Below are 20,260 nucleotides of genomic sequence, written 5' to 3'. Positions count from 1 at the left end.
AACCAGTATAGGCCGACAAGCCAAATCGCAATGAAATCCAATGTTGCCACCTCAGTTCCCTGTTCGATCCGCCGGAGGCGAGATCGAACCCGCGCGTAGCGCGGAACGATGTTCCCCGTCCCGATAGTTCGTGCGCACCGTCACGCGCAGCGATAGTCACCCGCAGGGCCGTAGCGGAGCGGAGGACGGCCCGGGAGGCACCTTTGCCGCTTGACTGGCGTTGGTGCACGGATCGTTTATCGCTGATGGGATATGCCCGCATCTCCAAAGCCGATGGTTCTCAATCCCTCGACCTGCAGCACGACGCCCTGCACACTGCCGGCGTCGAGCAGAACAACATCTATGAGGATCGCGCTTCCGGCAGTCGTGATGATCGACCCGGGCTAGCTGCCTGCCTAAAATCCCTACGGGACGGCGATGTGCCGGTGGTCTGGAAGCTATCGTCTCGGACGGTCGCTCGCCCCATCTGGTCAACACTGTGAAAGATCTATCGGATCTGAATATCGGCCTGCGTGTGCTGACCGGAAAGGGTGCTCAGATCGACACCACGACAGCGTCCGCATGGTGTTCGGCATCTTCGCGACCCTGGCCGAGTTCGAGCGCGACCTGATCCGCGAGCGCACCATGGCGGGGCTCGCCGCCGCACGAGCACGAGGCAGGAAAGGCGGCCGAAAGTTCGCCCTCACCAAAGCGCAAGTGCGTCTCGCACAGGCCGCCATGGCGCAACGCGACACTTCCGTTTCTGATCTGTGCAAGGATCTCGGCATCGAGCGCGTTACCCTCTACCGGTATGTCGGTCCCAAGGGCGAACTCAGAGATTATGGAAAGCGTGTCCTCGGCGTGACTTAGGGGTCTGAGTGGCACAGAACAGAAACCCTACATAAGCTCTGATCCGCGGAGGCCCGGCCGCGCTTTACCGTTGCGGGCAGCCCAGCTTTTCAGACGCAGCCCGTTGAGCTTGATGAAGCCTTCGGCATCATGATGGTCGTATGCACCAGAGCCCTCTTCGAAGGTGACTTGATCCATCGAATAGAGCGAGCTAGACGAAGTGCGGGCTACCACGTTTGCTGAGCCCTTGTAGAGCCTGAGTGTGACCTCGCCGCTGACAAAGGTTTGACTCTGATCGATCAAGGCCTGCAGCATCTCCCGCTCCGGGGAAAACCAGAAGCCGCTATAGATCAGCGCGGCGTAACGCGGTATGAGCTCGTCCTTTAGATGAGCCGCAGCGCGATCGAGCGTGATCGATTCAATCCCGCGATGAGCAGCAAGCAAGATCGTGCCGCCGGGCGTCTCATAGACACCACGGGATTTCATCCCGACGAACCGGTTCTCAACCAGATCAACCCTCCCAATCCCATGATTGCCGCCCAGCCTGTTGAGTTCTGTCAGAAGTGCAGCAGGCGTTAGGGCGATGCCATTCACGGAAATTGCATCGCCTTTCTCAAAACCGATAACAACGGTCTCCGGCTCACTCGGCGCATTCAGAGGGTCGACTGTTCGCCGATAGACATAGGCAGGTGCGATCTCCGACGGGTCCTCCAGGATCTTTCCAACTGAAACCTTATCGTCACTACCTTGCCTTGGACCGGCAGGTCCTGAAGGCTGCGATACGACCAGCCGTGCCGACTTCTGCTCTGGTGCTGGCAATCTGGGCATTTCCCAGAAGATCGCCCGCAAGCAGACACAACCCAATCGCCATCACCGTTGGATACGACGCTCTGCCCTTTAATACTCGGAACGGGCGACCAATTTGATCTCGTTCGCATGCCCGCCCATAGTGACACTGTTCCTACCAGCAGATGAATCACACAAAGTGAGGATGAGCCACCCTACTTGGCTTTTGCCAGTTGAGCCCGATGCTCAGCTTCCAACTGGTCAAAAGTCTCATCCAGATGAGCCATTGGTTATCATCCGCGTTGGTGATACGACATGGCCGCATCTCAGTCTTCGCCCGGTTCATCTTCCGTGATCTTTTTCAACAGGAACAGTAGCGCGACCCGTTCGGCAGGGTTAAGCCGTCCCATCGTCTTTTCGCTGATGATATGCGCGTTCGGATACATAGAGCGCAGGACCGCTTCACCCTTCGCCAGCAGCGAGATGATAACCTTGCGGCCATCGGCAGCATCCTTGGAGAGATTGATGAGACCACGCGCCTTGAGGCGCTCCACGATGCCGCGAATAGTTGCCTGATCGACCGAGGTTGCCTTCACCAGCTCGGCCTGCGAACTCGGGCCACGGTCGTGGAGCGTACAAAGGGTGACAAACTGCACGGAGGTCAGGTCGGGATCGCTAGCATTTTCCTGGAAAATCGCAAGATGTCGCTGATAGGCCTTGCGCAACAGATGTCCAACCTGCTCGGTCACCTGATAGCCCGCCCGCGGGTCCGCTTCTCCGATGTCGCAATATTCTGCCATGCTCGCGTCGTCCGCTCCTATTGACGCTTCTAATCCTCCAAAATCCAACAAATCGCAAGCGGGCCGAACCGCACTGTGACATGGAGGAGAGGCGGACGAGCAATCGCTTCCTGAGAGAATTCCCGTGAACGGCATAGGGCCGACCACGGGGGGCTGCTACTCTATTCGAGAGCCATGTTTCTGGATTCAGCATTGATGAAGGCTACGCTGACTGCCGCAAGCAAAAGAAGACCGGAGATGACACCGAGCGCCAGACCAAAATTCGAGGTCATGACCGGCGCGACAATCGACGGCGCCAGAAGCCCCCGAAACGCGCGACGGACCCGGACAAGCCCATACCGCTAGCGCGAAGCGTGGGCGGATAGATTTCCGGCGTGAAGGCGTAGATCGCGCCCCAGGTGCCGAGCAGCGCAAAGCTGAGCAGCAGCGTTGCGGAGATGACGATCTCGACCGACTGGCCCAGCCCATAGCCCAATGTGCCGATGGCGCTCAGGATCAGGAAACCGATCAGGGTCGGCTTGCGGCCCCATTTCTCGACGCCGTAGGCCGCCAGCGCATAACCCGGAAGCTGGGCGATCGCCAGCACGAGGAGGAACAACTGACCGCGCATGAAGCCGAAGCCTTCTCCTGCCAGCCGCACCGGCAGGTAGACAAACACGCCATAGTAGGAAACCGAGATCAGCATCCACGCCAGCATCAAGAATGTGGTCCGACGCCGAAGCTCCGGCGACAGCAGCGCGGCAATTGACTTGCGCTGTGGCGCCTGCGGCGTCAGCGGTGCGATCTCGACGACGTTCCCGTTGGTGGCGGCGACACGCTGAAGAACCTTGCGTGCCTCTCCCGATTTTCCCTGTTGGTTGAGATAGAGTGGTGACTCCGGCACATAAAAGCGCAGGACAACACCGACAAGCGCCGGCAGACCAGTCACAAAGAAGATCGTGCGCCAGGGCTCTCCGCCCTGCGAGCCGGCGACCAGTGCGAGAAGCGCCAGTGCCACAGTTCCCACAGCCCAGAAGCCTTCGAGCAGCGCGAGCCAGCGACCGCGTCGGTCTGACGGAAGAAACTCGGCCATCATGGCATAGTCAACCGGAAGCGTTCCACCCACACCGAGACCTGTCAGGAAGCGCGCGACGAGCAACCAGTGCAGATCAGGAGCAAAGGCCGATGCCACACCACAGATCGCATCGAGAATGATTGCGATGAACAACACCGGCCGACGGCCGATCCGGTCGGCAAGGCGACCAAAAGTGAACGCGCCGACGAGCATGCCGAGAAAGAAAAACGTACCGGTCTGGAGCGCCTGTGGAACGGTGATGCCGAAGCTTGCGGCGATTGAAGGTGCGGTGAAGCCGATTGCCAACACCTGCATGGCATCAGCGGCCCAGACAAGCCCGAAAATGATGAACAGACGCTTCTGGAAGCTGCCGACGCCGGCCGCCCTGAGACCCTGTTCCACGGTGATTGGAGTTTGCATGTTACCCCTCGTTCCTTTTTATTTGGAATTACAGTCGAAGCGGTGATCTTCGCCACCTTGGCGCCAGTGAATTGACGCACGAACTCATCCGTTCCGGTCGCGCGACCGGAACGTTGGGATTGACCGAATTTGCCGGAAACCCGACGCTTCTATCAGTCGAACTTTGCCTGCATTTCCTTCACGGCGATTTTGCCATTGAACACCATCGGCTCGTCATCCAGGAACAGTGAACAACCGCGCATCGGAATATCCAGATGGCAGGCAGTGTCGTTCGGGCCGCCGAGCTCGTTGTTCGGACCGGTGGAGAACATGACGTTGCCGTAGAAGGAGCGAGCTTCCATGCCCATGCCGCCCGGGAATTCTCCTGGCACCATGCGATGCCACTTGGCGTTCTGGTTCAGACCCCAGCCAACATGGCTCATGCCCATGCCGCGCGGATCGTTGAAGCCTTCCATATACGATTTGACCAGGTCGGCATCGAGCCCGCCTCTGATGTCGGTGATCCAGCCCTTTTCGATCGTGTAGGTGATCGGGTCGCGAACGTAGATGTTCTGCGGCAGCAGGATATCGCCCGGTGCAACGACGATCGTGCCGTCGACGCCATCATCGTCACCGCCGGTGAAGACGAAGCCGGACGGCCAGTGGTCCCAGCGACCGGGCTCGTCGGTGCATGCATATTCGGTGATGGCAGGATAGGTGTTGAGCTTATAGGTAACGTCAGTGCCGTGTGGCGATGTGATCCGCATGACCTTCGCCTTGGAGAGCAGGTCGCCGGCGAACTCGACGCGTTCGCGCAGCTCCTTGGTCGGCAGCATGCGAGCGAGAACTTCCGGCGGTTCAACTGCGGTCAGGATACGCGTACCGGCTGCCTGGATCGCCATCTGCTCCGGGCTGAAGAGCAAGAAGATACAGTCGATCAGCATGTCGGCGGCCTTGAGGGCCTCAACCGCTTCCGGCATGGAGGCAAGGCCCGTTTGGCCGACCGCCCATGCACCTGCCGGCGGCACTGGCGGCAAACGCATGTGATACATCTTGGCGCCGAGACGCATGCCCGCGGCCATGAAGGCATCCGCATAGTCCAGACGCTCGTTACCCTGTGTCAGGACGATAAGTTTTTCGCCCTCGTGGACGCCCGACATCTTCAGCTGATGCAGGCAGATTTCCGTGAAGCTGAATTGATCCATGCTCGTTCCCCTTGTTGGTTGAAGGCTCAGGTGCTCTTGCGGTTACGGACAGTTGGGCTTGACCTTGGCGATTTCGGTGATCGCCTCCTCCCGTGAAACGACGTCGCCATACTTGCTATCGATATCGAAGAGGTTGGCATTGTGCGGGTCCGGATGGCGGTCGCCGACGCAATCACGCACGACAATGGCCCGAAACCCGTGCTGCACGGCATCGACCGCGCTGGCGCGGATGCAGCCGCTCGTCGAGCATCCCGCCATGATGACGGTATCAATGCCCTGCGCATGCAGGTGGGAAGCAAGGCTGGTGCCGAAAAAGGCGCTGGCATATTGCTTGACGATGACAAGCTCGCCGGCCGTCGGCTCCACGCCCTCGCAGAATTCGGCCAGCACATTGCCTTCGACCATGGCCTTCATGACTGGCGACTTCTTGACCCACATACCGCCATCGGCGCAGTTTTCCGCAAGATAGAGAATGCGTGTGTGGATCACGGGGATGCCTGAAGCCCGGGCGGAGGCGATCAGCGCCGGTGTTTGTGCCACCGCTTCGACGACGCCGGGTGCATAGAGCGGCGCTCCTTCGATCGTGTATGCCTTGAGAAAATCGATAACGACGAGCGCTGGCCGCTGGCCGAAGCCGATGCGGTTGCCCCAGACACCCTGATAATTGGCTTCGGCAGTTTGCATTGTCGTCTCCCTTAGTGGGCGCCGGACAGAAGCGCGCCGGCGCCCGGCACAACGGCTTCCAGCCCGAGCGATTTCAGCATGCAATAGGTCGTGGCGACAGCAGCGGTCAGCACCGGCTTGCCGGTCATGGCTTCGACCTTCGCGATAACAGGCAGCGAAGGCATCTGGACGCAGGCCGAAAGGACGATCACATCGACATCCGTTAGATCTAGCGTCTGGACGATGGCTGGAAGATTTTCCGGGTCGTGCTGGGCGACATCGAGATTGTCCGGGATTTCCAGCGCGCGCCAGTCCATGACCTCGAAGCCCTCTTCGCGGATATAATTGACTACGAGCTCCGTAAGCGGCTTCATATAGGGCGCAACGACGGCAATCTTCTGTGCATTCATTACCTTTAGGCCCTCGATCAGAGCACCAGCGCTGGTAACGACTGGAATGTTCGCGCCGTTTTCCTGCGTGCGCCCCGTCAGGCGCTTTTCCGACTGGCGGTGGTAGCCGAGACCCATGGCCATGAGGGCAACAAGGCAGGCATAACCCAGCACATCGACGCGGGCATCCGAAAGCTCGACGGCGCAGCGGTCCGATTCCGCATCCATCGCCGCCAGCTCTTCCTTGACGACCTTCTTCATCCGCATGCGGCTTGAATGGAACGTGAAGCGCTCGGGCCGGATGGACTGGCGAGCGGTCAGCATGGCCGGAATTTCGGTTTCCATCGTGGTGTTGGAACTCGGAACGATCTGGCCGATACGGTAATATTTCTGCACGGATGAAATCCTCTGCTGCATGGAAGGCGAAAAACAGGCATGCGGCGAAGCAAAACGCTCCGCCACCACAATCAGCGGGACAGGAAGTCGCCGAGCGCCAGGAAGAAGCCGTCGAAGTCATCCCACGGGATCATGTGACCGGCGTCTGGCACACGGGCGATCTGCAGCGAGGGATTGAGACCCTTGATCTCTTCTTCGTCGGCCGCCTGGATCACGCCGCCGCGGCCCGCGACCATCAGCATCGCGGGAACGGTCAGGGTGGCGAAATCAGGCAAGATGTCGATGTCGTGGAAATCGTTGAACGCCTTGACGATCCCAGGCGCATAGCAGGTATGGAGCCATTCGGCGCGCAGCTGCAACTGTTCTCCGGTCCAAGTCGGGCAGAACGCCTTCATCGCCTCGGCATCCATTCCCTTCTCGGCCAGTGCGATCGAATCGGTATACCACGGCAGCTTGCTCGGATATGGGCGACGACCGGGACCGGAAACCGGCGGATCGATCAGCGCCAGCCGGCTGAAGGAACCGGGCGCGCGGTTGGACGCGCGCATCGCGATGCGTGCGCCCATGGAATGGCCGAGAATGGCGGGCTGTCTCAGTTCGAGCTCGCTGGCGAAGGCGATCACATCATCGGCCATCGTATCCAGCCCGTAGTCGAGGTCCGGGCCTGTCGACGAAAGACCACGGCCGCGGACGTCAAGAACATAAACGTCATGGCGCAGCGACAGGCTTTCGGCAACGAAACCCCAGGTGATTGCCGGCGATGTTATGCCGGGAACCAGAATGACCACCGGCCCCTTGCCGCCATAGCGCAGATAGTGCTGGCGGATGCCGTTGGCGAAGACATTCGCACCATGGAGGAACCGACTGCTCATGCTGCATTCTCCGTGCGCAGCGGTTCGGCATAGACATCATAGCCGTAGACCCAGGACGGATCCTCCTGCGTCAGCAGGAAGGTATTGGCATTGGAGACGCTCTGCACGCGGGTTGCGCGATCACGCCGATTGGCTTCGTAAAGGCCGAACGCGGTGGCGAAATCGTTGATGCCGGTCTCCTGGAGGCAGCGCGTCAACATGGCGGCATCCTCGATGGCCATGGCCGCACCCTGCGCCATGTGCGGCTTCATCGGATGGCAGGCATCCCCCAGCAGGACAAGTCGGCCGCTGCTCCAAAGAGGCAGCGGGTTGCGGTTGAACAGCGGCCACTTGGTGACCTCGTCCGTGCTTTCGATCAACGCCTGGATGATGGGGTGATAACCCTCGAACTCTGACGCCATTTCCTCGCGACTGCTGGGTACGAATGCAGTATCGAATTCCCAGGCCGGATGAGGCACGCCGGTGACGTAGTAATATTCATCGCGACGAGCCGTCGTGTAGTAAACCATCATGTGGCGGTCCGGACCCCACCACTTGACGCAATCTTCGAAGGTCAGGTTGTATTTCCGCAGCTTGTCGGAGGAAATTAGCGCACGATGGCCGACCCAGCCGCTGTAGTTTGGCTTCTCCGCACCCAGCAGCGTTTCGCGGACGCGTGAATTGATGCCGTCGGCGCCGATCACGATGTCCGCCCTTACAGATGTGGCGTCTTCGAACTCGATGAGAACATCCGTGCCATTATCGTCGATACGGATCAGCTTCTTGCCGAAATGCAGCGTTCCCGGCTGCAGCGCGTCGCACTGGATGCCCTGAAGATCACCGCGATGCACGGTGCAGTAGGTCGCGCCGTAACCTTCAAGCGGAATACGCGACAGATAGTCGCCACTGATGCCATCACGGCTGAACCAATGATTAGGCGTGCTGCTAATGCCGACGACCTTTTTCGCAACGCCGATGCGCTCGAAGATCTTGAGGACATTCGGCCCCATGTGGATGCCGGCGCCCAGCCGCGAAAAGCTCGGCGCCTGTTCATAGACGTTCACGTCGAAGCCGGCATGCTGGAGCAGCGCTCCCGCCACGGCGCCGCCGAGGCCGGCGCCAATAATCGCGATTCTTTCCTTGCTGCTGGACATGGCCGACCCTTCTTGCCGTCACCTGGACGCGTAAACTGGAATTGGAAGCATGACAAATTTGTAGCGCATACGCTGTAAATAGCAAGTACAGCAACTGCACTTTTGCAAAAATTCCTTCTGGCTTTTCCGCGAAATATGATTATCGTCGCTGTTGCCGGCACATGCATACGCATGGAGAAACGGTCATATAAAGTGCATACGCTTTATAAATGAGCAAGGAACAGCAAATGCGTGACGTGATCTGCAATCGCGTCATTATGAATTGCAGGCATCAGGAAGAAGCCTTCAGCATAATGGCGTATTTGAGTATCGGTGGCCTCACTTTGGCCGTTGACCGCGCAGTGGAGCCGGGGTTTTGAAAGAGGCCGCCTCATTCAGCCTGAACGTCAACGGCACTGTCAGCGACATCGAAGCCGGCGGCGCAACGCCGCTCCTTTACATCCTCAGGAACGATCTCTGCCTCAACGGACCCAAATACGGGTGCGGCCTCGGCGAATGCGGAGCCTGCGCGGTCCTCGTCGACGGCCGGCCTGTGCGCTCGTGCACCGTGCCGCTGAAGGCGATCGGCGACCGCAAGGTCACGACGCTTGAAGGGCTGGGAAAGCCCGGCCATCTGCATATCGTCCAGCGCGCCTTCATCGAAGAGGCCGCAGCGCAATGTGGCTACTGCCTGAACGGCATGATCATTGCCATCGTTGGCCTGCTGGAAGCGAAGGCGGAGCCCGACGAGAGCGATATTCGCGCGACGCTCCGGCATCATCTCTGCCGCTGTGGCACGCATATGGAAATACTTGCCGCAGCACGCCGCGCCGTCGCCTATGCGAAGGCTGAAAAGCCCGCCGGCTCGGGAACGGAAGACAGGATCGAGGTTTCGCCATGAGCATCCACCGCGAAACGCCGAAGGCTACCTATCTCGCCACATCAGACATCCTGCTCATCCTCTCCGATGCAGCCCTGGGCGATGCAGCCGAGATCTACATCGCCATCGATAGTGTCGGTCGCATCAAGGCATTCAATGGGCATGTCGATCTTGGAACCGGCATCCGTACATCGCTGGCGCAGATTGTCGCCGAGGAACTGCATGTTCCCTTCGAGCATGTGGAAATGGTGCTGGGCGCGACTTCCGCGGCCCCCAACCAGGGCGCCACCATCGCCAGCGAGACGATCCAGATCACCGCCGTGCCGCTTCGGCAGGCCGCGGCAACGGCGCGTCATCACCTCATGGCGAAGGCTGCTGCCCTGAAGGGCACCGCGGTCGAGCACCTTGTCCTTGAAGACGGCGTCATCCGCGCCGGCAACGGAGCGAACTGGAGCTTCACCTTCGGCGAACTCGTTGCGGGGGAGCATGTGCGGCTATCGATCGACGCCAGTGCGGAGCTTAAGCCCGCGTCTGCCTACCGCATCGTCGGCTCCTCGCGACCGCGCGTGGACATCCCGGCCAAGGCAACCGGTCAATGGACGTATGTGCATGACGTGCGCGTGCCCGGCATGCTGCATGGCCGGGTCATCCGGCCGCTCTATGCCGGCTTTGATCACGGCGAACATGTCGGCAACAGCCTCATATCCATCGACGAAGGCTCGATTGCCCATATCGATGGTGTTGTCGGCGTTGTCGCCATCGGTGATTTCGTCGGCGTCGTCGCAACGCGCGAGGAGATCGCCATCGAGGCTGCGAAGACGCTGAAGGTCTTGTGGCGGGAACCTCCGCAGCAGCCGGATCTGAACGCGCCGGAGATGGCGCTGCGTGCTAATCCCTCCACGCCGCGCAAGCTGATCGATCGCGGCAATGTCGAGATGGCGCTCGCCGGCAGCGCAGAACCCATGAACCGCACCTATATCTGGCCCTATCAGATGCATGGCTCGATCGGGCCGTCCTGCGCCGTGGCCGATTACAGCGAGACCGGGCTGACCGTCTGGTCGGGCACGCAAAACCCCTTCCCCATGCGTCGCGATCTGGCACTCCTCCTCGACATGCCCGAGGACATGATCCTCGTGGAGCGCCTGGAAGCCGCCGGCTGCTATGGCCGCAACTGCGCCGACGATGTGACTGCCGATGCAGCGCTTCTGTCCCGCGCCGTGCGTGCGCCAGTGCGCGTGCAGCTCACGCGCGAGCAGGAGCATGTCTGGGAGCCAAAGGGCGCTGCCCAGATCATCGACGTGCGCGGCGGCCTCGATCTTGAGGGCGGTCCTTCGGCCTATGATTTCGAGACGCGCTATCCGTCCAATCTTGCGCCGACATTATCGCTGATCCTGACCGGCAAGGTCCCGCCGGTGTCCGACGTAGTGCAGATGGGTGACCGCACGGCGATCCCACCCTATGCCTATGGCAATCTCCGGGTCACCGTCCACGACATGCCGCCGATTGCCCGGGCCTCGTGGTTCCGCGGCGTTTCCGCCATGCCGAACACCTTCGCGCATGAATGCTATATTGATGAACTTGCGGCCGCGGCCGGCGTCGATCCGATCGAATACCGGCTGCGATACCTTCAAGATCCCCGTGCCGTGGACCTCGTGCACGCCCTGGCAGAGCGGGCGAACTGGGTGCCCCACACAAAATGGGGCACGCTCGGCGGCGAAGGCGACCTGCTTTACGGCCGCGGCTTCGCCTATGCCGCCTATATCCACGGGCCATTTCCGGGTAAGGCTGCCGCCTGGGCGGCCTGGGTGGCCGATGTCGCCGTCAACACCAAGACCGGCGAGATCGCCGTAACGAAGGTGACCTGCGCACAGGATTCCGGGATGATGATCAATCCCGACGGCGTGCGGCATCAGATCCACGGCAACGTCATCCAGTCCACCAGCCGGGTGCTGAAGGAGCGCGTCGAGTTTTCCTCCACCGCCGTCACCTCGAAGGAATGGGGCGGCTATCCGCTGATCACCTTCCCCGAATTGCCCGATATCGACGTGCTGATGGTTCCAAGACAGGACGAGCCGCCGCTTGGCGTCGGTGAATCCGCTTCCGTCCCGAGCGCATCGGCCATCGCCAACGCGGTCTATGATGCCACCGGCATACGCTTCCGCGAACTACCGCTGACGCCGGAAATGGTGCTGACGGCGCTGAAGGGCGATACGTCCACGCCGCCTCCGGCACCGCCCGCGAAAAGGAAGCGGTGGTGGAATATCGGCTTATCCGTAGCTGGAGCCGCCGCGGCGATCTCCGGACTTGTGACGATGGCATCGCCATGGCGGTCGGCGATCGCCACGATCGAGCGACCGGACGTGAATGTCTACAGCACAGCGACGATCGAGCGCGGCCGCCTGGCCGCAGCGGCGGGCGCCTGCAATGTCTGCCATGTCGGCAACGACGGTACGCCCTTCGCCGGCGGCCGACGCTTCGACACGGCATTCGGCACGGTCTATGCCACCAACATCACGCCGGACGTGAAAGCCGGCATCGGCGCCTGGTCCTATACCGCCTTCGAGCGGGCCATGCGCGAGGGTGTCAGCCGCGATGGCTACCATCTCTATCCGGCCCATCCCTACACATCCTTCGCAGGCGCTGAGGATGCCGACCTGCAGGCGCTCTACGCCTACATGATGACGCAGACGGCAGTGGCGGGAAAGGCGCCAAAGACAAAACTGAAGTTTCCCTACAGCATCCGCATGATGATGGCAGGGTGGAATGCGCTATTCCTGAAGTACGCGCCCATGACCTACGACCAGACGCGCGATGTCACCTGGAACAGGGGCGCCTATCTCGTCGAGACGCTCGGCCATTGTTCCGCCTGCCACACCGAACGTAATGCGCTGGGTGCTGAAAAGACCGGAAGCGCCCATCTCTCGGGCGGCTTTGCCGATGGCTGGGAGGCGCCTGCGCTCAACGCCATGGCCAAGGGTCCGGTTGGCTGGACGGAGGATGCCTTCTACGACTACCTGCGCACGGGTCATTCCCGCGACCACGGCAGCGCTGCCGGTCCGATGGCCCATGTGGTGGAGGTCATGCAGCCATTGCCGGACTCGGACATCCGCGCGATGGCAAATTATCTGGCCAGCCTCGATAGGGACAGCGACCCTTCGAAGGCCGTGGCCCAGAGCCAAGCAGCGATTGCAGCCAGCGAGGCGGCAAAGGTCAAAGCGGGACTGGTTTCGCCCAAAGGCGAGCGCATCTTCAATGGCGCCTGCGCCACCTGCCATACCGGCAACACGGTCCTCTCGTCGCTGGCGCTGAACAGCAATCTGCACGCTGATACGCCAGCCAATCTCATCCAGGCGATCCTCGGCGGTGTCGAGGCCCCGGCTATCCTCGCGAAAACCACTGGCCGCGAAGCGCCGGAAGTCATGTCCATGCCGGCATTCCGCGATACGCTGAACGAGACGCAACTGAAGGATCTCACCAATTACCTGCGCGCCCGTTTTGCGCCGGACAAGCCGGCCTGGAGCGACACATCAGCGGCATTGCAACGCGTTGCCGCCACCGCACATTGAGGAACACACATTGCCTGAAACAGCGGCCATTGCGGATGCGGCCATTGCGGATTTGGAAAGTCGAGCCCTCTTTGAGCGCCCGACTGCCGCATTTCGTCCTTCAGCCTACTGGTTCTGGCATAGCATTCCCGATGAGGCGACCTGCCGGACACAGCTTGCCGATTTCCAGACGAAGGGCATCGGCACCATCCTGATCCAGGCGCGGCTCGCCCTGCCGCGCGAGCAGTACCTGTCACCGCACTATCTGTTAGCCTACAGCCTGGCCGCCGACATCGCGGCCCAACTCGGGCTCAAGCTTGGCATTTATGACGACTATAACTGGATCAGCGGCCATGCCGGTGGCAGGACCGTGGAAGGGCGTGACGAACTGCGCGAGCGTCACCTGTTTTGGTCGTCTTCGGCAGATACGCAGGGCACGATAAGCAGAATCCATCCGGCATTCACACTGAAGATGGGCGCCGACATCATTGCCTGGCAATATGAAGGCGGGCGCATCGAATGGTGCGAATGGACTGTCGAGGCAGCAGTGCTGCATTCCTCCGGCCCAATTGCGGCATATGATCAGATCGTCGACGTGACATCGCAGGTCAGCATCGCAGGTTCCGATCGTGCGTCCTGCAGCTATTCCTATGATGGCGCGGTTGCATTCGGCTGGACGCTGACAGTCTTCATAAGCGCGCGCTCCGCGACATCACGGATCATCAACTACCTGCTGCCGGAGGCAGCCCAGCGTTTCATCGACGTTGGCCTCGAACCCATCGTCACAGCCCTTGGCAAGCGCGTGCCCGATCCCGTTGGATCTGTATTCTACGATCAGCCGGCCCCCGGCTTCTATCGCTGGGACCAGATGGCGGGAAATCTCGGCAACAGCCTGCTGTTTGCGCCTGCGCTGAAAGACTGTGTCCTGTCCAAGACGGGTGTGCCGTTCGCCGTCGCCCTTCTCGCGGTAGTGCGCAACGTTGGACCGGAAACCTTGCGACTGCGTGCGTTGTTTCACGCAGCCTATTCCACCTTGATGAACGAGGCATTCTTCGGCAGGCTCAGGGGCTGGGCGGAAGGAAAAGAGATCGTCCTCACGGGGCATGAGATCCTCGCTCATGTCAGCTCATGGGCACCCAATGGCGGCTTCACAAGCATCGATCCGCGTGTTGCGCCTGCGGTGGATTTCTTCGGTATCGATTCTATCAGGCATGAGACGGCGGTGGATGCGAACAATCTCGTTCCGCAGCTCGCTCCCAAGATGGGTGATTCCGTCGCCCGCTCGAACGGACGCAGCCGCTGCGTCGTCGAAACCTATTTCAGCGCCGAACGCACCGAAGTGCGCGCTGCCGGCCAATGGGAGGTGACGCTGGAGGCATCGCGCGCCCAGGCGATCCGGCTTGCCTGCCTTGGCGCACGGCAGTTCCTCTGGCACGGCGTCTACCAGACCGATGGGCTCGACAACGACCCGACGCCCTTCACCAATCCGCGCTTCGACTTCGCGCCTGGCATCAACTTCGAGCCGTGGTGGCCCTATCATGATCTTTTCGCCGAAGAGATCGCACGCGTTTCCGCCTTCATAGAGGCTGCAAAGCCGCGAGCGCCGGTTGCAATTCTCTATCCTCTCTACACCGCCTTTGCCGAAGGGCCTCGCCACGGCCATGCCACCCATATCGGCGCCTGGTGCGAGCAACTGTTGGCGCAGGGCTGCGATTTCATGTTCGTGAGCGAGGCGGATATCGCAAACGCGGCTATAGAAAATAGACGTCTGCTTGCATCCGGTCTCGCGTTCGACGCGGTGGTGCTGCCTTCGGTGACGGTGCTGGAAACGACTGCTATGCTTCAGAAGCTCGATGCCTTCACGAACGCCGGCGGTCGGATCTGGTCTTCGGGCGAAACCGTCTCCACGGTTTGCACGGGCGAGAGAGTCTCCGGCTCGGTCGGCGTCACGTCGCACACCACAGCGATGCCCAACGCCGAAATGGTGTTTTCCCTCCTGTCGACCCTGACGCCCGACGGTCCGCAGATTTCGGGCCAAAGGCCGTGGCAATGGATCGGTCATGATGTTGACGGCTGGTGGAGGATGGTCGTTTTCAACGATGGCGCAGAAGATATCAGCTTTGACATCTTGCTCGGAGATGGCTTCGATTATGCGATATGGGACGCGGAACAAGGGTCTGTCGAAGCCTTCGCAGCCGTTCACAAGCTGACCGTAGAGTTGGAACCGCACGAAGTTCGCTGCATCCGTCTCCGTAAGAACGGACGGGCGGCAGTCACAACAAGCATACTATCGAGCCGAGCGGCGCTTGACCGAAGCCAGCTCATCGCCTTGGCGGAAGGTTGGACATTCGCGGCCGGTGAAGGTCGGGCCTTCGCACCCATCTCCGTTGACAACGGCTGGGAAGAGCAAAGCTTTCCGGCCTTCAGCGGCACCGGCATCTATCGGCTTTCCTTCACAACGGAAACCGAGGCCGACTGGATGCTGGAACTGCCGGCCGTTCATACGGCGGTCACTGCTTATACCGATGGAACCAAAGTGGGACGCCGCGGCTGGCGGCCTTATCGCTTAGGGCTCGGCCACCTTGCCGCCGGCAGCCATGAACTCGAGCTTCACGTCGCCAACACGGCGGCAAACCGTTATTACGACAACACGCCCTATCTCGGCAGCGGCCCGGACAAGAGCGGGCTGACAGCCAGCCCCCTCCTCATACCGCTGCGAAACAGACCGGAATAAGAACGATGCTAAAACATTCTACCGTTCCCTTGATGCGCGCCTGGAACAGCTGGTCCGACAGACCGGCAGAACTGGTGTTCCTGCCGCTCGGTGTGCGCATCACGCCCGTTCTCTATTCCACGCGCAGCCGGACGACGTCAGCCATCGAGACGCGTCGCGACACGGTGCGGCTCGGCCGCCATGCCATCGACGGATCGTTGATCGAACTGGAGACGGAGCATAACGGAACCACCGTCGCCTTCAGAACCGAGAAGTCCGATCCCTTCGCGGTTCGCGGAAATTGGGAGGGCAAGGCTGGTGGCGAGTGGGGACTGCGCTTCTGGCTGACCGTGGCGATTTCGGCAGACAGCGGAGAAGTGGTCACACATGAAGCTGATCGCAACGTCACACTCGTCAAGATCGGCACGCGCTTCGTCGCGGTTGCAACGGCGGAGGCTCCGGTGCATGTGACCGGCCATGACACGATCGACGACCTGCGCGCCGATTTCGAGGCGAACGGCTATTTCTACACTGCGAGCCGGAAAAACGAGGCGCCAGTGATCGCCCTGCGCTTCAATCTGGAAATGATGCGCCGGGGAGCCTATGCCGCCGCCGTGGCCGACAGCGCCGAACTTGCGGTTCTCAAGGCACAGACCTGCCTTGCGGCTGACAACCCAAGCACCGCTCCCACCGCCCATAATGGCACCTACGAAGGATCCCTGGACGCGATCCGGGACGTGGTGGCTTGGAACACGATCTGGGATGAGACCAACTCCCGGCCCTATACGGCTGTGACGCGCATCTGGAATCTTGGCAAATTCGCCGTCTGGTACAACGACCAGCTGTTTGCCGCTCTGCTGGCCGGTGTCTTCGACGCTGATCTCGCCCGCGAGAATATGGCAACGGCGATGGCAAGCGCCACCCCCCAGGGCAATATCGCCTGCATCGTCACCTCGAATGATGCCTGGGTGGACCGCAGCCAGCATCCAAACGGCGCGCTCGTTGCCTGGCAGCTTTACCAGCGCACCGGCGAGCGTTCGCTTCTGGCGGCAAGCTACGATGCGCTGGCCCGCAATCAGCGTTGGTGGCGCGAACACCGCGATCCCGACGCTTTCGGCCTGCTGTCCTGCGGCACATCGGATGTCGGCGAAGGCCTCTACAAGGGCACACATTTTGCCGCGCGCAACGAAACAGGCATGGATAATTCGGCCACCCATGACGAGGCCGTCTACGATCCCATCACGCGTACCCTGTCAACATTCGATCTCGGACTGAATTGCGCAGCGGCGCTTGATGCCGAAATGCTGTCGAAGATGGCCGAGGTTCTCGGCAAGGAGGATGATGCCCGCGAATTCGCGGCCATCGCCGAACGCTGCCGCAAGCTGATCTCGGAAAACCTGTGGGATGAAAGCCGCGACATCTTCGCCAACCGGCAGCGCCACGGCGGCTTTGTGCGGTCGCTTTCGCCGACCAGCTTCTATCCCCTGCTATGTGGCGCAGCCACGCCCGAGCAGGCCGATAAGTTGCTCCAGCACCTCAGCGACGAAACCACCTTTGGCGGGGACTACGTCCTGCCTAACGCCACGCGTGACGATCCCGCTTTTGCCGACAATGTCTACTGGCGTGGCCGCATCTGGCCGAACGTCAACTACATGGTCTGGCTCGGGCTGCGCCGCTACGGCTTTGCGGCGGAGGCGAGTAGGCTTGCGCGGCAGAGCTATGAACTCTTCATGGAGTCCTGGAGCAAAGACCGGATCGCAGCGGAGAACTACAACGCCACGACGGGCGAAGCGATGGACCAAGGCGATACGGATCCCTTCTACATCTGGGCCGCCATGCTGCCGCTGATGGCTGTCGGCGAGATCATCGACTTCGATCCGTGGAGCGGCTGGACCCTTCACAATGCCGGCACTGACCTTTCCGTCGGTCCGATGCTGTCGCCTTCAGGAATGCTTTCGATCTCGATCGCCGACGGCCTGCTGGAAATGAGCCTGGACGGCCGCGCATCGCTGAAGACTAACCTGCAAACATCGTTCATGCAGATTACTGTCAGTGATGCACGTTTCTCCTGCACCATCACTCCGGCGGGCAGCGACGGGTTTGTCGCGCTTCCGAATGTCGAGCCAGATCGCATCGTGGCAGCACGTCTCGATGGCCAGGAAGTTCGGTTCGAGGCGAGTACCGATGGCGCGCGTCTCGAAATCGCAAGGGCCGCACACGGCCGGAAACTGGATGTCTATTTTTTGACAGTGTGAATGGTATTGGCGTCTGATGGAACTTGACAGGCGTCGATCAGCCATATTACTTTGCATACAAATAAAAAGAATGCCGGAAGAGCATGAGGGTTGAACGGAATTGCCTATCGGGAGCGACATGCTCGCGATAGCAACTTCATAACGACGACGCCTGATAGAATGGCTAGGATTTAATGCTGTGCCGAAAGGCGCTGGGTGAACCCGTACGTTCCAATTGGGTGTGACCGTCGTCAGCCTCACGTCAATTTAGTTTGTATACAAATCATATGCCGCGCTTTTTAATAGGCGGACTGCCGATGATTTGTGTGAAGCCTGAGGTCGTCGGCTGCCGCCGCGGCCGTTGACAAGAGTAGATTTTCAAGAGGGGTTCCAAATGACTGAAATCACAAGACGCAACACGCTGAAGCTGATGTCCGGAGCGGTCATTGCCGGCGCTGCCTTCTCGGCCATGCCGCGCATGGCCTTTTCCGCCGGTAAGATCACGGTTCTAAACTGGCAGGGTTACGGTACTGACGAAGCCTGGTCGATCAAGGCCTTTGCCGAGAAGACCGGCATCGAGGTCGTCCACGACTACTACAGCTCCGAGTCGGAAATGCTGACCAAGCTGCGCACCAACCCCGGCGCCTATGATCTCGTCGTTCTCAACGCTGCGCGCTGCGCGCAGGCAACCGCGGAGGACCTCCTGCAGCCGATCGATTTCAGCAAGGTTCCGAACGCTGCCACGATCGACGCAAATCTGCGCTCCAACGCCAACTTCCTGAAGGATGGCAAGGGCTATGCCGTGCCATGGGTCTGGGGCATGACTTCGCTCGCCATCCGTGACGGCATGCCTGTTCCAGACAGCTACAAGGTTCTGGCGGATCCTGCCTACAAGGGCCGCGTTGCCATGGACGACGATGCGATTATCTGCGTTGCCGCCGGCGCCCTGATGACCGGTCAGGACATGAATAACCCGAAGGATCTCGGTGCCATCCGCGACGCGTTGAAGTCCATCAAGCCGAACGTCAAGCTGCTGTGGTCGACGGAAGACCAATGGAACAAGTCCTTTGCAGCCAAGGAATTCGACCTTTCGCTCTTCTGGTCGGGCGGCTCGGTCCGTTCAAAGCGCAATTCGAAGCTGCCTGTCGATTTCGTCGTTCCCAAGGAAGGCGGCATCGGCTGGGTCGATGGTCTCGGTATTCCGGCGTCGGCTCCCAACGCCGACGGCGCACTGGTCTTCGCAAACTGGCTGATCGACCCAACCTTCTATCTCGAATGGGCCACCAAGGTCGGCGCACCGGCATCGTCCAACTCCGCAGCACTTGCAAGCCTGCCGGCCGACGACCTGAGCCGCCAGGTTCATAAGCCGGAATACCTGAAGACCATGGGCATCATGTCGGCTCTGCCGGATGACCGTCGTGAAGCCTTCAACAACCTGTGGCAGGAAGTGAAAGCCTTCTATGCAGAATGACAATCTGACATCGGCGTCAGAGCGCGGATCTTCGGGTCCGCGCGTGCGGCGTCCCCTGCCGTCCTGGGTGTCGACGACGGCGCTGCTGATGCCAACCTATGGCTGGCTGACGCTTGCCGTCTTTCTCCCGCTGCTGACCATGCTGGTCTTCAGCTTCATGGCGGCAACCCCGATGGGCAAGGCGCCGATCGTATTCACCCTGAAGCAGTATCGTGCTTTTATCGACCAGCCCTATCTGCTTGGCATTGCCGTGACGTCGCTGCTAATCGGATTCTGGACGACGTTTTCCTGCGCGGTGCTCGGCTTCCTGGCAGCCGTTGCGCTTGCTCGTTCCACCTTCGGCAAGACGCGCGAGATGCTGCTCATCCTCATCCTGCTGCCATTCTGGACGAACGGCCTTGTCCGTATCTTCTCATGGACAATGGTGCTGCGCGAAAACGGCTTTCTCGACACCATCTTCCACATGGTCTTACCGGATGCTGGATCGATCGGCTTCCTCTATACGCGCTATGCAGTCGTTGTTGGCCTGGTACATGGTTACCTGCCTTACATGATCCTCACCTGTTATATCGCGCTGGTTACGATCGATGACGCGATCATCGAAGCGGCCGCCAGCCTTGGTGCGCGGTGGTGGACAATTCTCTTCAGGATTCTCGTGCCAATGGCTGCTCCCGGCCTCATCTCAGGTGCCGTATTGACCTTCATCCCGGTCATCGGGTCCTTCATGGAACCCCGAATTCTGGGCGGCCGCGTGGGCGTCACCATGGGCACCGTCATCGAGGACCAGTTCACGCAAGCTTTCAACTGGCCGCTCGGCGCCTCGCTGTCCTTTACGCTGCTCGCCGTCGTATTTGCAATCTTCGGCACGTTCTCCGGCGTCCTACGCCGCGGCATGGCAGCTTAAAGGAGGGAA

General features: G+C 60.5%; 15 protein-coding genes and 3 pseudogenes. 9 read left to right on the top strand and 9 right to left on the bottom strand.

Annotated elements, in window-relative coordinates:
* Nucleotides 1–203 precede the first annotated feature (203 nt).
* Both PY650_RS37680 and PY650_RS11020 read left to right on the top strand, forming a co-directional pair.
* Entirely contained in the window at nucleotides 204–482 is a 279-nt protein-coding gene (locus tag PY650_RS37680; RefSeq protein WP_490390927.1) for a recombinase family protein, read from the top strand.
* A complete protein-coding gene (locus PY650_RS11020) occupies nucleotides 418–849 on the top strand; it encodes a recombinase family protein (RefSeq protein ID WP_490390926.1) in 432 nt (143 codons plus the stop codon). The genes PY650_RS37680 and PY650_RS11020 overlap by 65 nt, the downstream gene beginning before the upstream one ends.
* Nucleotides 850–876: 27 nt before the next feature.
* Here PY650_RS11020 and PY650_RS11015 read toward each other — a convergent pair.
* The 9 genes and pseudogenes from PY650_RS11015 to PY650_RS10975 form a co-directional block, all read right to left on the bottom strand.
* Nucleotides 877–1,551 (bottom strand): annotated as a pseudogene (locus tag PY650_RS11015) (adenine nucleotide alpha hydrolase family protein); the annotation flags it as partial.
* Nucleotides 1,536–1,766 (bottom strand): annotated as a pseudogene (locus PY650_RS11010) (transposase family protein); the annotation flags it as partial. The pseudogenes PY650_RS11015 and PY650_RS11010, both read right to left, overlap by 16 nt.
* 174 nt (nucleotides 1,767–1,940) lie before the next feature.
* Nucleotides 1,941–2,414: a MarR family winged helix-turn-helix transcriptional regulator gene (locus PY650_RS11005; RefSeq protein WP_285879244.1), complete on the bottom strand. Its 474-nt coding sequence runs from the start codon at nucleotides 2,412–2,414 to the stop codon at nucleotides 1,941–1,943.
* A gap of 161 nt (nucleotides 2,415–2,575) precedes the next feature.
* Nucleotides 2,576–3,888: pseudogene (locus PY650_RS11000) on the bottom strand (MFS transporter).
* A 152-nt stretch (nucleotides 3,889–4,040) separates the two neighbouring features.
* Nucleotides 4,041–5,072 (bottom strand): 2,5-dihydroxypyridine 5,6-dioxygenase NicX family protein, encoded by a 1,032-nt coding sequence (locus PY650_RS10995; protein WP_285879243.1) that lies wholly within the window; start codon nucleotides 5,070–5,072, stop codon nucleotides 4,041–4,043.
* Between the two features lie 42 nt (nucleotides 5,073–5,114).
* Nucleotides 5,115–5,756: an N-carbamoylsarcosine amidohydrolase gene (locus tag PY650_RS10990; RefSeq protein WP_285879242.1), complete on the bottom strand. Its 642-nt coding sequence runs from the start codon at nucleotides 5,754–5,756 to the stop codon at nucleotides 5,115–5,117.
* An 11-nt stretch (nucleotides 5,757–5,767) separates the two neighbouring features.
* A complete protein-coding gene (locus PY650_RS10985) occupies nucleotides 5,768–6,520 on the bottom strand; it encodes a maleate cis-trans isomerase family protein (protein WP_285879241.1) in 753 nt (250 codons plus the stop codon).
* A gap of 71 nt (nucleotides 6,521–6,591) precedes the next feature.
* Nucleotides 6,592–7,392 carry an alpha/beta fold hydrolase gene (locus tag PY650_RS10980; RefSeq protein WP_285879240.1) on the bottom strand — a complete coding sequence of 267 codons (801 nt, stop codon included), beginning with the start codon at nucleotides 7,390–7,392 and terminating at the stop codon, nucleotides 6,592–6,594.
* The gene (locus PY650_RS10975; RefSeq protein WP_285879239.1) at nucleotides 7,389–8,525 is read right to left on the bottom strand and encodes an FAD-dependent monooxygenase; all 1,137 of its coding nucleotides are present in this window, start codon (nucleotides 8,523–8,525) and stop codon (nucleotides 7,389–7,391) included. Before PY650_RS10975 ends, PY650_RS10980 begins: the two co-directional genes overlap by 4 nt.
* A gap of 227 nt (nucleotides 8,526–8,752) precedes the next feature.
* Here PY650_RS10975 and PY650_RS10970 point away from each other — a divergent pair, with 227 nt between their 5' ends.
* From PY650_RS10970 to PY650_RS10940, 7 genes are all read left to right on the top strand, one after another.
* On the top strand, nucleotides 8,753–8,884 hold the full coding sequence (locus PY650_RS10970; protein ID WP_285879238.1) for a hypothetical protein: 132 nt from the start codon (nucleotides 8,753–8,755) through the stop codon (nucleotides 8,882–8,884).
* Complete coding sequence (locus tag PY650_RS10965; RefSeq protein WP_285879236.1) at nucleotides 8,881–9,405, top strand: (2Fe-2S)-binding protein; 525 nt, start codon at nucleotides 8,881–8,883, stop codon at nucleotides 9,403–9,405. Before PY650_RS10970 ends, PY650_RS10965 begins: the two co-directional genes overlap by 4 nt.
* Nucleotides 9,402–12,950 carry a molybdopterin cofactor-binding domain-containing protein gene (locus PY650_RS10960; RefSeq protein ID WP_285879235.1) on the top strand — a complete coding sequence of 1,183 codons (3,549 nt, stop codon included), beginning with the start codon at nucleotides 9,402–9,404 and terminating at the stop codon, nucleotides 12,948–12,950. Before PY650_RS10965 ends, PY650_RS10960 begins: the two co-directional genes overlap by 4 nt.
* A gap of 10 nt (nucleotides 12,951–12,960) precedes the next feature.
* Nucleotides 12,961–15,663 carry a carbohydrate-binding protein gene (locus PY650_RS10955; protein WP_285879234.1) on the top strand — a complete coding sequence of 901 codons (2,703 nt, stop codon included), beginning with the start codon at nucleotides 12,961–12,963 and terminating at the stop codon, nucleotides 15,661–15,663.
* Nucleotides 15,664–15,668: 5 nt separating this feature from the next.
* Nucleotides 15,669–17,897 (top strand): MGH1-like glycoside hydrolase domain-containing protein, encoded by a 2,229-nt coding sequence (locus PY650_RS10950; RefSeq protein WP_285879233.1) that lies wholly within the window; start codon nucleotides 15,669–15,671, stop codon nucleotides 17,895–17,897.
* Between the two features lie 373 nt (nucleotides 17,898–18,270).
* A complete protein-coding gene (locus tag PY650_RS10945) occupies nucleotides 18,271–19,347 on the top strand; it encodes an ABC transporter substrate-binding protein (RefSeq protein ID WP_285879232.1) in 1,077 nt (358 codons plus the stop codon).
* On the top strand, nucleotides 19,337–20,251 hold the full coding sequence (locus tag PY650_RS10940) for an ABC transporter permease (protein ID WP_285879231.1): 915 nt from the start codon (nucleotides 19,337–19,339) through the stop codon (nucleotides 20,249–20,251). The genes PY650_RS10945 and PY650_RS10940 overlap by 11 nt, the downstream gene beginning before the upstream one ends.
* Nucleotides 20,252–20,260 lie beyond the last annotated feature (9 nt).

This window comes from Martinezella calliandrae, assembly GCF_030272695.1.
Classification (GTDB): Bacteria; Pseudomonadota; Alphaproteobacteria; order Rhizobiales; family Rhizobiaceae; genus Rhizobium; species Rhizobium calliandrae.
The sequence above is the reverse complement of the archived record's forward strand: the minus strand, read 5'-3'. Positions and strand labels throughout refer to the sequence as shown.